Below are 13,501 nucleotides of genomic sequence, written 5' to 3' on the forward strand. Positions count from 1 at the left end.
GGCATTTTGGGGCGATGCTGGCAAGCATATCGTCGTGCAAAGCGGGATGAAGTGTTGCTGGCCGCTTTCTTTTGGCAAAGCTCTGCCTAACCTTGCGCGATGAACGTACATTCTAACGGGCCTACCAGCGGGCCATCCAGCGGCTCATCCAATGGCCCCTCTGGCGGCGCAACCGCCTTTGCCCCTTATGACAACACAGATGGCCCTGTGGTGCATGTGCCGGCGGGTCTGTTTGCGTTCCTGATCCTGTATGGCGGGATGACCGTGCTGGCAGGCGTGGTGGCCTTCAAACAAGTGCAATTGGTGCCGAGCGAGCTGGCCGTGGAATCGGGCATTTTCCCGTTCCTGCTGCTGGTCGTTATCTCCAGCACAATCTCGCAATTGTATGGCCGCGCCATGGCGACCCGGCTGGTGTGGTGGGGATTTGTGCCGCTCGCCTTATCAGCGGCGCTGATCTATCTGGTTTTGAGCCTGCCTGCCTCTGCTGAAATGCTCGAATTTCGCGCCGAAGATCTTGCCGCGTTCGAACGCGTTCTGGGCCAGACCCCGCGCATTTTGATGGCGGGTCCGGCGGCTTACATCACGTCACTATTGCTCAATATCTGGATATTCGACCGGCTGCGCGGCAGCGGGGATGCGACAACCTTTGGCCTGATGATCCGGGGCGCGATTGCCTCTGCGCTCAGTCAGGCATTCGATTCGGTGATTTTCATCACGCTGGCATTTTACGGCGAATTTGACATCACCAATCTGATGATCGGCCAAGTGCTCGCCAAAGTGACGCTGTCGATTGTGCTGGTGCCGTTCCTGATTACGTTCGGCGTGCGGCTGGCGCGGTGGCTGGATCATCGCCAAGCCGCATCGCAGCGGCGCGAGAGGGATCAGGGCTGATTGAACCACCCTTCACCCAGGGCATCGGCCACAAGGGCGGCTCGTAACGCCTCGATGCCCATGCCTTTTTCTGCGCTGGTCAAATGGAGCTGCGGAAAAGCGGCGGGGTGCGTTTTGGCTTCCTCTGCGACTTTGCCTGCGACCCGTTCCAGATCAGACGCTTTGATCTTGTCTGTCTTGGTCAGCACCACGCGGTAACCCACGGCGGCCTCATCAAGCATTTTCATCATCTCGCGGTCGACATCTTTAAGCCCGTGGCGGCTATCAACCAGCACCAGATTGCGCGCCAGAACCTGCCGCCCGCGCAGGTATGATCGCACCAGTTTCTTCCATTTGTCGACAACCGCTTTAGGCGCCTTGGCAAAGCCGTATCCGGGCATATCGACCAGCCGGAACTGCGTCGGCTCGCCCACTTCGAAGAAATTAAGCTCCTGCGTGCGGCCCGGCGTAACCGATGCGCGCGCGATGGCCTTGCGCCCTGTGAGCGCGTTCAAAAGCGAGGATTTGCCCACATTGCTGCGCCCGCAAAAGGCGATTTCGGGCACGGTGGGATCGGGCAGGAATTTCAGCTGCGGCGCGGACAGCAGGAAATCCACTCGCCCTGAAAACAGGCGCGAGGCACGCTTTTCGCGCAAAACCTGCGCGCGCTCTTCATCGGCCTCGCCCGTCATGCTTACGCCTTGCTGTCCGCTTCGTCGGCATCCGACTTTGCTTCAGGCTTTTCCTCAGGCTGGGCCTCAGCCGTGGCCTTTTCAGCCTCGCGGGCTTTGTCCGCCTTCTCTTTTTCCGCCGCCGCTTTCAATTGCGGGTGCTTGGAATAAAGATAGGTTTGCTGAGCCAGCGTGAGGATGTTCGATGTCACCCAGTAAAGCAGCAGGCCGGATGCAAACGTCGCCATGACGAACATCAAAATCCACGGCATGATGTTGAAAATCTGCTGCTGCATCGGGTCCATCGCGGATGGGTTCATCTTGAACGTCAGCCACATCGTCACGCCCAGCAGCACTGCCAAAACGCCAATGCCAAGGAAGCCGGTAACCTCAAACGGCAGCAATCCAAACAGGTTGAGCAAAGTCGCAGGATCAGGCGCGGTCAGATCGCGGATATACAGGAACGGTTCGTGCCGCATCTCAATTGAGAGGATCAGAACCTTGTAAAGCGCAAAGAAGATCGGGATCTGGATAATCAGCGGCAAACAGCCCGCCAGCGGATTGACGCCCTCATCCTTATACAGCTTCATCACTTCTTGCTGCTGCTTTTGCTTGTCGTCCTTAAAGCGTTCCTGGATCGCTTTCATTTTGGGCTGCACGGCTTTCATCTGCGCCATGGAAGAAAATTGCTTTTGCGCAATCGGGAACAGCGCCCCGCGAATGATGAATGTGAGCGCGATGATCGCAAGGCCGAAATTGCCGATCAATCCGTGCAAAGTGGTGAGCAGCCACAGCAGGGGCTTTTCAAACCATTCAAACCAGCCCCAGCTTATCGCTTTGCCGAAATAGGTGATGCCGGTCTCTTCGTAAGCGTCGAGGACCGAGCTTTCTTTCGCTCCGGCATAAAGCTGGGTCGATTGCTCAGCCGAACCGCCGGCTGGCACTGTCACCGCATCATACGTGACCCCTGCGAGGAACAGATTGTCGCCGAGCGAACGGAAACCGTAACTCGCCACATCGCCTGCCCCCGGCACCACGGCGCCTAGCCAGTAATCGTCCGAGTAACCAAGCCAATTGGGCATTCCTTCGGGCTTCCAGCGGCCAAGCTCTGTCAGTTCTTCGTAAGTATGCGGGTCTTGCAATGTCCCGCCGAACACTCCGATCGGGCCAGCATGGGCGATAAACTGATCGGGCGTCGCGGTTGTGCTGGTGCGAGTGATATAGGCAGAGGGCTGCACAATCACCGCGCCTTCGCCTGCATTCTCAACCTTTTGCGTGGCGGAGATCATAAATTGATCGTCAATCTCATAACGGATCGACAAAACCGCGCCGCTACCGGTGGTATGAGTAAGTGTAACGGGTGTTTCCGGCGTCAGCGTGTCGCCATCGGCCTGCCACACCGTGTCGCTGGGCAAACGCTCGCCTTCGACGATAAAGCCAAATTCGGCAAAATACTGCCCCTTGGTGCGCGCCGGGCTGAACAATTGGACGGGCGGCGCGTCTTTTTCGACTGTCTGACGATAATCAATCAGCGTGATGTCATCAATCTGCGCGCCAACCAGGTTGATTGAGCCTTCGACGCGCGGCGCCTTGATCTTTACGCGGGTGTCGCTGGTCAGCGCCGTTTGCAGGTCCACCGGCCCTTTGGGCGCGCCAGCTGCATTCGGATCACCCCCCGGCAGATCACCGGCAGCCAGATCACCCGATTGCGCGGCACCGGCGTCTTCATCCACAACCGCAGCGGTGACCGATGCTTCGGGATAAAAGAAGCGCATGCCCAGATCCCAGCCCAAAATCAGCAGGCCGGAAAGCACGACGGCGAGGATAAGATTGCGTTGATTGTCCAAGATTGAGCCCGTTTATCTGTAGCGCGTAAGTGTATTATATAGGTATGACAGCTGCCATTCCCAACCCTTTATGGAACCGGATCATGCCCGCTTCCCCCCAAGGGTGACAGCGCCCTATACGCTTTGCCGCCAGCCATCCACCCTTGATCGCGCCATGTTTCTGCAAAGCCTGAATAGCGTATTCGCTGCAAGAGGGGGCAAAGCGGCACGTTGGCGGGATAATCCGCGATGGGCCAAGCTGCCAGCCGCGCGCAATCCAGATAAGAATGTGCTTCATGTGTCGGTCTTTTTGGGGCGCGATTGCCCTGCCGGGGGCGGCGCGGCCCTCTTCGGGGACCATCCCCCTTACCCTCACCAGCGCGCACCAATGCGGCGGCCAGTTCATCGGCCAGCTTCGCAAAATCGCGTTCCACCCCGCCAGCCCGGCCAATCAGCACATGATCATGGCCCGCCAGCCCCTTATCCGGCAAAGCATCGCGCAAAAGCTCGCGAAAGCGCCGCTTCATCCGGTTGCGCACAACCGCATTGCCGATCTTCTTGGTAACCGTGATCCCATATCGCACCCCCTCCCCGCCATTGGGCCGGGTCAGGAGCACAAAGCCGGGCCGCGCATTGCGCAGGCCCTTATTGGCAGCAAGAAAATCAGCGCGCTTGGTAAGAACAACGGGTGTCATGGCGAACAGGTAGCGCAAGAATGCGGTGATAAGGGAGTGTTTTGTTTGGGGGTGTTTTTGAGTCTTTGTTGTCCGCACCCCATCCGGGCGTTTGTTTGTTTGAGTCCTCAAGCGCCGGGCGCGGGCCATCCGGCCCGCTTGGCTACGCGGCATAAGCCGCGACGGGCGGTCGCCCTTGCGGGCCTGCGGCCCGAACCATTCCAAGCCAACGATAAGAGCGCCAAGAACATTGGTGTTTTTGTTTTGCGAAGGCGCATCCGCGCCTTCGTCCTCGGCGCTATTTCAAAGCCGGGCTTCGTCCGGCTTTGAGCGCCTGCGGTCGCGCAGTCGCGCTCTGGCTCGCCTCCGGCTCGCAATCATCGCCGGTTGGACCTGTTGTCCCCTGACGCTTTGTGCCAGTCATCGGCTTGGTGGCGGAGCACGGCGCGCAGCGCCGCAAGGGCGGAAGCGAAGTCGAAGACGCAGCTGGCCAAAGGCCACCTGCAAGGCCGCCCGCAGCGACGCGGCCTTTAGGCCGCATGAGCGAGGAAGTCGCAGCCCCGGATGGGGCTGCGCAAAACAGTTAAGCCGTCAGTTTTTTACGGCCGCGGCGGCGGCGGGCGCGCAGCAATTTACGGCCACCCACGGTGGCTTTGCGTGCGAAGAAACCGTGGCGACGTTTGCGCACGAGATTGCTTGGCTGGAATGTCCGCTTCATTTCGTCCTCGAATATCTGGTTCGATACCGTCACTTTGCACACAGGTGCAAAAGGGCAGGTACCGGGAAAAACGACCGCGCAGCAGGCCTGCTAAAACGATCAAATCAGGTGCGCGCGGTTATGGGATGGTTGGGGCAGAGTCAAGCAATAGGTGAAGCAGGCGCGCCTGCATTCCCCCCGCATATGCGCGCTTTTCAAAGCGGGCGTGCCGCCGCGATGTGAGCGGTGAACAAGTGTTCGTAGCTGATAACAGGCGCAGAGACAGCCACGAATACAGGCGCTGCGGTGTTCTTGGCCCCGGCTTTCTGGACTTCAGATTTCTGGACCTCAACCTTTTGCGCGACGCTTTGATCCCAGGCATTGCCCGTGTTCCGGCGTTCTTTCACCCAAGCGCGCATTTCATCACCATTCAGCCATAAAGCGCTGTGATGCGGCACCGAATTGGTCATCGCGTAAAAATCGCGCGCGCGCCGCTCGCTCATGCCCATTTCGACATAATAATCGAGATAGAGGCGGTTTTCCGGCGCATTGGGAGCGAAATCATCAGGCTCGCGCCCATAGGCATCGCGCCAGGAGTGGACCGCAAATTCGGCCCTGTCGTCAATTTTGCGGGTTGCGCCTGCAAGGAACAATTCCACAGCGCCAGATCGCACCGATCCGCCAGCGGGCACATGGGTGGAAATTCCGGCGGCTCTGATCCGGCGGCCCAGTGCCAGATTGGCCAGATCATGGCTGGTGCCCGGTGCCTCGATCAGCTCAAGCACTTTGAGATCGGGAAAATCGCGCAGCATGGCATCAAAATGCGCAGGCGCGGCGGCATCGGTTGATCCCATCATTGCCGCGCGGGTGTTATCGAGAACCTGAAACGGGCCATATTGCGCGGCAATCTGCGGAGCCCGGCGCGGCGTAACTGGCGCGCTGTAACGGGCCGCATCGCGCAGAACGGTGGTGGTCTGCGTGGTGATAACACCGCCGATAATCTCGGTCGTGGTGGTGGTGATGGTGGATTGGGGCGCGCTTGCCGACAGCAGGCTGCGCGGATCGGCATCTTCCACCCGCACCCAGCTTTGCGTGGCCGCGTCCCATTCTTCGACCCAGCGTTCGGAATGCAGAGTGCGCGCGCCGGCCTGATTCTTACTGGCCTGAATTTCATTGGCCTGAATTGCTACGTTCTCGGCCGAAGCTGGCGAGAACGGCAGCATGACCGCAAGACATAGAAAAAGGCGAGTGAGCGTTTTCATCTAGGGGACAATGCCCCCGCGCCCTTTTAAGAAGAGCGAAGTTTTATGCTTGCGATTGTATTACGGCATCGTGCCTAATGGGGCGTTTACCATTGCTCAAACAATCGCCGCCGCCTTCCAATAACATGATGTTAATCGCGCGATTTGCGCGGGCGCGGCTACACGGGACGGAAGCGGATAAGGGGCAAGGCCACGTGGTAGCGCTGGTGGAAACGGTTGCGTATCTGGGCCTTGAGGCGCGCCGGGTCGAGGTGCAATGCCAGGTTGCGCCCGGAATGCCGCGTTTTTCCATCGTCGGTCTGCCCGATAAAGCGGTGAGCGAAAGCCGCGAGCGCGTGCAGGCAGCGCTGGCGGCGATGGGGCTGGCGCTGCCGCCCAAACGGATCACGGTCAATCTGTCACCTGCCGATCTGCCCAAGGATGGATCGCATTATGATCTGCCGATTGCGCTGGCTCTGCTGGGCGCGATGGGGATCACCGATGCGGAGCAATTGGGCGATTGGATCGCGGTGGGCGAATTGGCGCTGGATGGCAGAGTGGTCGCATCCCCCGGCGTTTTGATCGCTGCGCTGCATGCAAGCGAGGCGGATAAGGGGCTGATTTGCCCGCTGGATCAGGGATCAGAAGCAAAGTGGGCAAGCGGCGTGCCTGTGCTGGCGCCGCGCGATCTGTCCGGCTTGCTCGCGCATCTGAAAGGCGACAGCGTGCTTGCCGAGCCGGAACGCGGCGCGGTGAAAGATGGCCCGCCCGCGGCCGATCTGAAACAGGTCAAGGGGCAGGAAAGCGCCAAAAGAGCCCTGGAAATAGCGGCGGCAGGCGGGCACAATCTGCTGATGATGGGGCCGCCGGGATCGGGCAAAAGCCTGCTGGCATCCTGCCTCGCCGGGATTCTGCCCGAGCTTACCCCGACAGAAGCGCTGGAAGTGTCAATGGTGCAATCGGTGGCGGGCACGCTGGAAGCGGGCACGATCAGCCGCGCGCGCCCGTTTCGCGCGCCGCACCATTCAGCCAGCATGGCAGCGCTGACAGGGGGCGGATTGAAAGTGCGCCCGGGCGAAGTGAGCCTTGCGCATCTTGGCGTGCTGTTTCTTGATGAACTCCCCGAATTCCAGCGCCCCGTGCTCGATTCGCTGAGGCAACCGCTGGAGACGGGCCAGGTTGATGTGGCGCGCGCCAATGCGCATGTGACGTTCCCCGCGCGTGTCCAATTGATCGCCGCGATGAACCCGTGCCGCTGCGGCCATGCGGGCGAGGCGGCCAATATCTGCGCGCGCCATCCGCGCTGTGTCGGCGAATATCAGGGTCGATTGTCTGGCCCGCTGCTCGACCGGATCGATTGCCATGTCGAAGTGGCAGCCGTCAGCGCCATGGACCTTGCCATGCCGCCCCCGGCAGAAGGCAGCGCGGACGTTGCGCGCCGGGTCGCGGCTGCACGGGCGCTGGCTACGGCGCGCGGGGTGCGCTCCAATGCGGAACTGGAAGGCGATGCGCTCGAAACGCATGCCGCCCCCGACGAGGAAGGGCGCGCTTTGCTGATGCGCGCGGCGGAAAAGCTGCGCCTGTCCGCACGCAGCTACACCCGCATGCTGCGCGTGGCGCGCACGATTGCCGATCTTGCAGGGGCAGACCAGATCGCGCGCGCGCACATCGCAGAGGCGCTGAGTTACCGGCAGCGCGCCGCAGTTCGGTAACGCTGCCCAGCAAGCCGCCGCATATCCGCTGCCATTTCCTGCGCGCATGGTCTAAGCCCGCGCCGCCATGCCTGCGTCTTCTTCACCCGCGTCCTCATCAAGCCCCGCATCCCGCGACGCGCGCCCAGACACGCTGAAAAAGCGCGTCATCGGCATCACCGCCACGATCATCGCCGAAGTGCTGGTGATTGCGCTGCTGTTCACGCTCAGCTGGAATTTGGCAGGCGGCGAGGAGGAAAGCGCCAAGGTCACCACCATCGCGGCGAGCAATATCTCCAGCGAGGCACCCGAAGACGCTGCCGAGCCTGAGCAAGCCGCGCAGCCCGAAGAGCAATCACCCCAGCAGCCCCCGCCCCGGCCGCAACCTGAGCCGCAACCGCAACCCAGCCCGCTAGCGCCGCCGCCATTGCCACTGCCCCGGCCAACACCCACGCCGGCGGCCCCTGCACCGCCGCGCGCCCAGCCGTCTCCACGCTCGCCGCCCCCTGCGCCAAGACCTGCGCAAAAACCTGCTCAGGGCCCGCCCGCGCGCACTTATGGTCCGCCCAATACCGGCGGCTCCAGCGCCAATGACAGCCGCCGCGTTGGCACTGCGCCTAATGGCGAACCGCTTTATGCCGCGCGCTGGTACCGCGAACCCACACGCCAGGAACTCGCAGGCTATCTCTCCACCGCCACCGGCCCTGCAACCGCGCTGATCGTGTGCAGGACCGTGCCCGATTTCTATGTCGAGGATTGCCAATTGCTGGGCGAAAGCCCGCGCGGATCGCAAATCGGGCGCGCAGTGCTGGCTGCTGCATGGCAGTTTCGCGTGCGCCCGGCGGTTGTGGGCGGGCGCAGCCAAGTGGGATCATGGGTGCGGATCAAGATCGACTACACCCGCGCGGTTGCTCGTTAAGAGGCGCTCGCCAAACCCTTATCAGCCCCGCCCTAAACAGCGCCGCCCTAAACACCCTGAGCGGCAAAATCGCGTACCACTTCGACGAACGCCCCGCCCCAATTGTCGAGCTTTTTCGCGCCCACACCGGAGATTTGCCCCATCTCGCGCAAAGTCTCAGGCCTGCTCACCGCCATATCGCGCAGCACGCTGTCGTGAAAAATCACATAAGCGGGCACATTGTGTTCCTGCGCGAGAGCTTTGCGCCGTTCGCGCAATGCATCAAACAGCGGATCGCCCACCGGATTGGCGGTGTTCTCGCCGCGCGCGCCTCTGCTCTTGCGCTTTTTCTTGGGCGGCTCTGCGATCAAAACGGGCCGCTCGCCTTTCAGAACATCGCGCGCATCCCCGCCCAGCGCCATGCCGCCATGCTCGGTAGGCACCAGCATTTCATGCGCCATCAGCGCGCGCATAACCGGGCGCAGCATCGGCGCATCCTCCCCGCTCAGAATGCCGAACACCGACAAAGCATGATGCCCGCGCTGCGTCACTTTTTCATCATCGCGGCCCAGCAGAACCTTTTCGACATGGCCAATCCCGAAACTCTGCCCGGTCCGGTAGACCGCCGAGAGCAGCTTTTGCGCAATCTCGCTCACATCCAGAACGCGCGGCGGATCAAGGCAATTGTCGCAATTGCCGCAAGTCTCATCCGGCTGCTCGCCGAAATGTTTGAGCAGAATGGCCCGGCGGCAGCTCGCCGCTTCCACCAATCCCGCCAGCGCATTCAACCGCGCGCGTTCAGCGGGCAGGCGTGCTTCCTCGATATCGGCCAGCCATTGGCGCGCGCGCGAAAAATCGCTCGCTCCCCAAAATAACTGCGCGATTGCCGGGTCGCCATCGCGGCCCGCACGGCCCGTTTCCTGATAATAGGCCTCGATGGATTTGGGCAGCCCTGCATGAACGACAAAGCGCACATCGGGTTTATCAATCCCCATGCCAAAGGCGATGGTCGCGGCCATCACCATATCTTCAGAGCGCACAAATTCTGCCTGGACGCGCGCGCGTTCTTCGGGCGGCAGGCCTGCATGATAAGCGCCCGTTGGCCGCCCTGTTGCCGCCAGTTTCGCAGCCAAATCCTCAGCCGCCTTGCGGCTGTGCGTATAGACAATGCCTGCACCCGGCGTGCGGCTGACGAAATCGGCGATCTGGCGCGCGGTGTTTTCGCGCGCGGCAATGCGGTACGTGATATTGGGCCGGTCAAACCCTGCCACCACCATGCCTTCATCAGGAATGCCCAATTGTTTGAGAATATCGGCGCGCGTCACTTCATCCGCTGTCGCCGTCAGAGCGAGGCGCGGGACGGTTTCAAACGCATCAAGCACGGGGCGAAGACCGCGGTAATCGGGGCGAAAGTCATGCCCCCATTCCGATACGCAATGCGCTTCATCAATGGCGAACAGGCTGATGGGCACCTCGCCCAAAAGCGAACGGAACGATGGCGTCGTCGCGCGTTCGGGCGCAACATATAACAGATCAAGCTCTCCGCTGCGCAGCCGATCGAGCGTTTCAGCGCGGTTGTTATCTGCCGAAGTGAGCGATGCAGCGCGAATGCCCACCGCGCGCGCCGCGCGAATTTGATCGTGCATCAGCGCAATCAGCGGGGAGACCACAATCGCCGTGCCCGGCAGCGCGAGGGCGGGGATTTGGTAGCATAAGGATTTTCCCGCCCCTGTCGGCATCAGCGCCAAAGTGGGCGCGCCCGCCATGATCCGCGCAATCACCGCCTCTTGCTGGCCGCGAAATCCGGGAAACCCGAATGTATCGCGCAGGATTTCGTGAATTGAAGGAAGAGTGCCTGCATCCATCGCATAAGCCTAGCCGATCCGCCCCGCCATTACAGCCGGGCGATGCGATGAAAAGCGAGTTATCCCGCCGCTTTTTTTGGGAGGGGTCCGTCATTTAGAGGGAGGCAGGCGCATGGCGGGCACCGGGCGGGCACCGGGCGGGCACCGGGCGGGCGCGGGGCGTATCAGGCGCATTGGCCAAGCAGCGCATTGACTTGACCAATGCGCCTGATCACAACCGAATTTACATTTTTGTAAACGAGGGGCGGGGCGATGAAATTTCTATTTTTGGCCGTATTTGCGGTTTTGCTTGCGGGAATATCTCAAGAAGCATCGGCATCAACACGGCTCAAATTCTGCAACGAGACGGGTTCTTCCATCTGGATTGCCGGGGCCGAACAGCAACCGCCAGAATTCCCCAAACCCGGGCAGGACAAAAACTGGCGATTGGTCGGGTGGATGAAACTGGACACTGGCGATTGTTCCGGCACGCACTTTCTAGTGTCGACTGGCTGGGATTTCTGGGTGTCTGTTTCAACCATGCGCAATGGGAAACTGGTGGCCAAGAATTACAATCGATCTGATTTTATCAAGCGCAAAGACCCGTTGAAGAAAATGTGCTTGAGCCCTTCGACACGCCGGTTCAATTGGTTGATGACCACAACTGAATTGCAGACATGCCGAAAGGGCGACCAGATGGTAGCGACATCGTTTGGAATTGTTGGAGGCGGTTCGCTATTTAAAACGCAGGATGCGACAATAACGCTGGAATAGGCATCACGCCGGAATAAACGCGGGCCATAATATTCCCGCTGGTCGGGTTAGCCAAAGCAAACCGGCCTAGCCCGCCGCTTTTTTCGCTTTGCCCAGCTCCACCACATCGCCATTGCCGCTGCCCGGCAGCGGGACGGCGATGGTGCCGTCGGCGCGTTTGCCCAGATCTGCCTTTTTGATGAGGTTGAGATCGGTGTGTTCCAGAATGCGGCCGTCATGCGACAGGACCGATACCGATGATATTGGCAGCCGGTCCTGATCGTCGACCAGAACGGGATCTTCGGCAACGAAATCGCTGCTGTATTTCTGGCCCCACAACCGCAAAGCGATCATCGAGGGGAGCAAATCGAACCCTTTTGCAGTGAGGCGGTATTCCACTTTGCGGCGATCATCTTCGCATGGTTCGCGTTTAAGGATGCCGTGATCGACCAGTTTGGCGAGCCGGTTGGACAGAATGTTGCGGGCGATTCCCAATTCGGTCAGGAATTCCTCGAAATGTTTGAGCCCGTTAAAGCTGGCGCGCAGGATCATAAATGACCAGCGTTCCCCCATAACTTCAAGCGCTTGCGGCAGGCCGCATTCGCACAAATCGCGCAGTGGCTCTCTTATTTCACCCATAATAATCCTTTCCCCAGCGTAAAGCTTAACCTGTTTTCCGGGGCGCATGCAAAAAATATTCAGTTTTAGGTTGCAACTTAAAACCCAATCACATAGGTAGTGATTCGCAACTGGTTTTGATATGAAACCTTTTGTTCAAAAATTCAATGCTCCCCTTGGAATTAAGGAAAACGTGATGTCCCTCTCCCTCTCACTCCCCCGCGCCCTGCCGTCGTTTGGACGCGTGCTGATCTTTGCTTCGGCTCTGGTGTATACCGGCGCGACCTTCGGCGTGGCGACCAGTTCCACTGCCGCCATCGCGAAATCGGATGGCCCCTATTACACCGCAATGCTGGCGCAGCCTGCGGGCGAAAACCGCGCTGTGGCAGGCGGCGTTGCCTGGGCGTGCAAAGACAATATGTGCGTCGCCAATAAAGGCACCTCTCGCCCCATGCGCATCTGCCGCGGCCTGGCGCGCGAATTTGGCGAAGTGACCAGCTTCACCGCCAAAGGCAAAGCCTTGGAAGCGGACAAGCTGGCGAAATGCAACGGCAATTGATGTGACCGAGTGCTGACAAACGGCCGCTCGCTTCTCTCCATCGCGAACGGCCGGACATGACCCCGGTGCGCCCATTCCCCAGATGCGCACCGGGGTTTTTTGTGCGCGCTGGTAGGTGGGCGCTGGTTGGTGAGGGAGCGCTTGGGGGGTGTGAACGGTGTGGGATGTGTAAGCGCGGGGAGCGTGTGAGCGCTTGGGGGCGTGTTCTTTTATTACAAATGTAGGAAATTTTCAGGCAGCCAAGGTTTGCGGCCAAAGCCGTCATTCCCCACTCCAAATTGGGGCCTGATTAGAATGTGTTTGGTCAACTAAGAAACCAGAAACCCCGCCTCTACAAGCTGCCCCTCCAGCGCCTTTGCCGAGGTAAAAAGATACGCATCCCAGCCGCGATTTTGCGCCGCTTTGATGTTGTCGGGATTGTCATCGGTAAAGAACAATTGCGAGCCTTTTCGCCCACTGCGGTTTTCGGTGATCTCGTAAATTCTGGGATCAGGTTTCGCGACCTTTTCAGTGCCCGAAACAATGATATCATCGAACAGATCAAAAACGGGCTGAGCGGGGCGAAACCCGTCCCAGAACTCCTCGCCGAAATTGGTGAGACCAAACAGCGGAACCCCTGCATCAGACAAGCGCTGCACCAGCTCAAGACTGCCGGGAACAGGCCCCGGAACCGTCTCGTTAAAGCGCGCAGCATAGGCGCGAATAAGCGGTTCGTATTGCGGGAAAAGCGCGATGCGCTCAGGCAGCATATCCGCTAAAGAGCGCCCGCGATCATGTTCGAAATGCCAGGCTTCGGTGACAACATTTTCGAGGAACCAGTCAAGCTGTTTTGGATCATCAATCAGCTTTGCAAACAAGTGGCGCAGGTTCCATTGAAACAGCACCCGGCCCACATCAAAGACAACCGCTTTATCCATTCCGCTCCCTCAAACAGCGGCGGCCCGCACTCCGGTAAAAGGAGGCGGGCCGCTGAAACCTAGAACCGCTTATCCAAGCGGCCTTTCGCGCTCAATTATCCCTGACGGGCTTTGAAGCGGCGATTGGTCTTGTTGATGACATAAGTGCGCCCACGGCGGCGGATCACGCGGCAATCGCGGTGGCGGTTTTTCAGCGACTTGAGGCTGTTGCGGATTTTCACAGGGCTTACCTTTTGCGAAGG

13 protein-coding genes and 2 pseudogenes are annotated in these 13,501 nt (G+C 59.9%); 5 read left to right on the forward strand and 10 right to left on the reverse strand.

The window, feature by feature from the left end; all coding sequences use genetic code 11:
- Window positions 1-99 precede the first annotated feature (99 nt).
- Window positions 100-891: a queuosine precursor transporter gene (locus AC0V6L_RS03365; RefSeq protein ID WP_486153005.1), complete on the forward strand. Its 792-nt coding sequence runs from the start codon at window positions 100-102 to the stop codon at window positions 889-891.
- On the opposite strand, the gene yihA is transcribed toward AC0V6L_RS03365, so the two are convergent.
- From yihA to AC0V6L_RS03395, 6 genes and pseudogenes are all read right to left on the reverse strand, one after another.
- Window positions 882-1,562, reverse strand: coding sequence for a ribosome biogenesis GTP-binding protein YihA/YsxC (gene yihA / locus AC0V6L_RS03370; RefSeq protein ID WP_486153006.1), 681 nt, complete (start codon window positions 1,560-1,562; stop codon window positions 882-884). The genes AC0V6L_RS03365 and yihA overlap by 10 nt on opposite strands.
- Before the next feature lie 2 nt (window positions 1,563-1,564).
- Entirely contained in the window at window positions 1,565-3,388 is a 1,824-nt protein-coding gene (gene yidC, locus AC0V6L_RS03375) for a membrane protein insertase YidC (protein WP_486153007.1), read from the reverse strand.
- A 68-nt stretch (window positions 3,389-3,456) separates the two neighbouring features.
- Window positions 3,457-3,665, reverse strand: a pseudogene (gene yidD, locus AC0V6L_RS03380) (membrane protein insertion efficiency factor YidD).
- A gap of 37 nt (window positions 3,666-3,702) precedes the next feature.
- Window positions 3,703-4,062: pseudogene (rnpA, locus tag AC0V6L_RS03385) on the reverse strand (ribonuclease P protein component); the annotation flags it as partial.
- Between the two features lie 562 nt (window positions 4,063-4,624).
- On the reverse strand, window positions 4,625-4,759 hold the full coding sequence (rpmH, locus tag AC0V6L_RS03390; RefSeq protein WP_082701027.1) for a 50S ribosomal protein L34: 135 nt from the start codon (window positions 4,757-4,759) through the stop codon (window positions 4,625-4,627).
- A gap of 194 nt (window positions 4,760-4,953) precedes the next feature.
- Window positions 4,954-6,000, reverse strand: a complete 1,047-nt coding sequence (locus tag AC0V6L_RS03395) for a hypothetical protein (RefSeq protein ID WP_486153008.1) — start codon at window positions 5,998-6,000, stop codon at window positions 4,954-4,956.
- Window positions 6,001-6,194: 194 nt separating this feature from the next.
- Here AC0V6L_RS03395 and AC0V6L_RS03400 point away from each other — a divergent pair, with 194 nt between their 5' ends.
- Together AC0V6L_RS03400 and AC0V6L_RS03405 are read left to right on the forward strand one after the other, a co-directional pair.
- Window positions 6,195-7,691, forward strand: coding sequence for a YifB family Mg chelatase-like AAA ATPase (locus AC0V6L_RS03400; RefSeq protein WP_486153009.1), 1,497 nt, complete (start codon window positions 6,195-6,197; stop codon window positions 7,689-7,691).
- A 67-nt stretch (window positions 7,692-7,758) separates the two neighbouring features.
- The gene (locus AC0V6L_RS03405) at window positions 7,759-8,589 is read left to right on the forward strand and encodes a hypothetical protein (protein WP_486153010.1); all 831 of its coding nucleotides are present in this window, start codon (window positions 7,759-7,761) and stop codon (window positions 8,587-8,589) included.
- A gap of 47 nt (window positions 8,590-8,636) precedes the next feature.
- Here the strand turns inward: AC0V6L_RS03405 and recQ are convergent, their stop codons facing one another.
- A complete protein-coding gene (recQ, locus tag AC0V6L_RS03410) occupies window positions 8,637-10,433 on the reverse strand; it encodes a DNA helicase RecQ (RefSeq protein ID WP_486153011.1) in 1,797 nt (598 codons plus the stop codon).
- 173 nt (window positions 10,434-10,606) lie between these two features.
- On the opposite strand from recQ, the gene AC0V6L_RS03415 reads away from it, so the two are divergent.
- On the forward strand, window positions 10,607-10,996 hold the full coding sequence (locus AC0V6L_RS03415) for a hypothetical protein (protein WP_486153012.1): 390 nt from the start codon (window positions 10,607-10,609) through the stop codon (window positions 10,994-10,996).
- A gap of 256 nt (window positions 10,997-11,252) precedes the next feature.
- On the opposite strand, the gene AC0V6L_RS03420 is transcribed toward AC0V6L_RS03415, so the two are convergent.
- Window positions 11,253-11,804: a winged helix-turn-helix transcriptional regulator gene (locus tag AC0V6L_RS03420; protein WP_486148217.1), complete on the reverse strand. Its 552-nt coding sequence runs from the start codon at window positions 11,802-11,804 to the stop codon at window positions 11,253-11,255.
- Window positions 11,805-11,979: 175 nt separating this feature from the next.
- Between AC0V6L_RS03420 and AC0V6L_RS03425 the strand changes: the two genes are divergently transcribed.
- Complete coding sequence (locus tag AC0V6L_RS03425; RefSeq protein ID WP_486153013.1) at window positions 11,980-12,342, forward strand: CC_3452 family protein; 363 nt, start codon at window positions 11,980-11,982, stop codon at window positions 12,340-12,342.
- A 308-nt stretch (window positions 12,343-12,650) separates the two neighbouring features.
- On the opposite strand, the gene AC0V6L_RS03430 is transcribed toward AC0V6L_RS03425, so the two are convergent.
- Both AC0V6L_RS03430 and ykgO read right to left on the reverse strand, forming a co-directional pair.
- Complete coding sequence (locus AC0V6L_RS03430; RefSeq protein WP_486153014.1) at window positions 12,651-13,259, reverse strand: HAD family hydrolase; 609 nt, start codon at window positions 13,257-13,259, stop codon at window positions 12,651-12,653.
- Window positions 13,260-13,354: 95 nt separating this feature from the next.
- Window positions 13,355-13,480, reverse strand: coding sequence for a type B 50S ribosomal protein L36 (ykgO, locus tag AC0V6L_RS03435; RefSeq protein ID WP_007165381.1), 126 nt, complete (start codon window positions 13,478-13,480; stop codon window positions 13,355-13,357).
- Window positions 13,481-13,501 lie beyond the last annotated feature (21 nt).

The sequence above is a fragment of the Erythrobacter sp. JB1-15 genome, assembly GCF_057365035.1.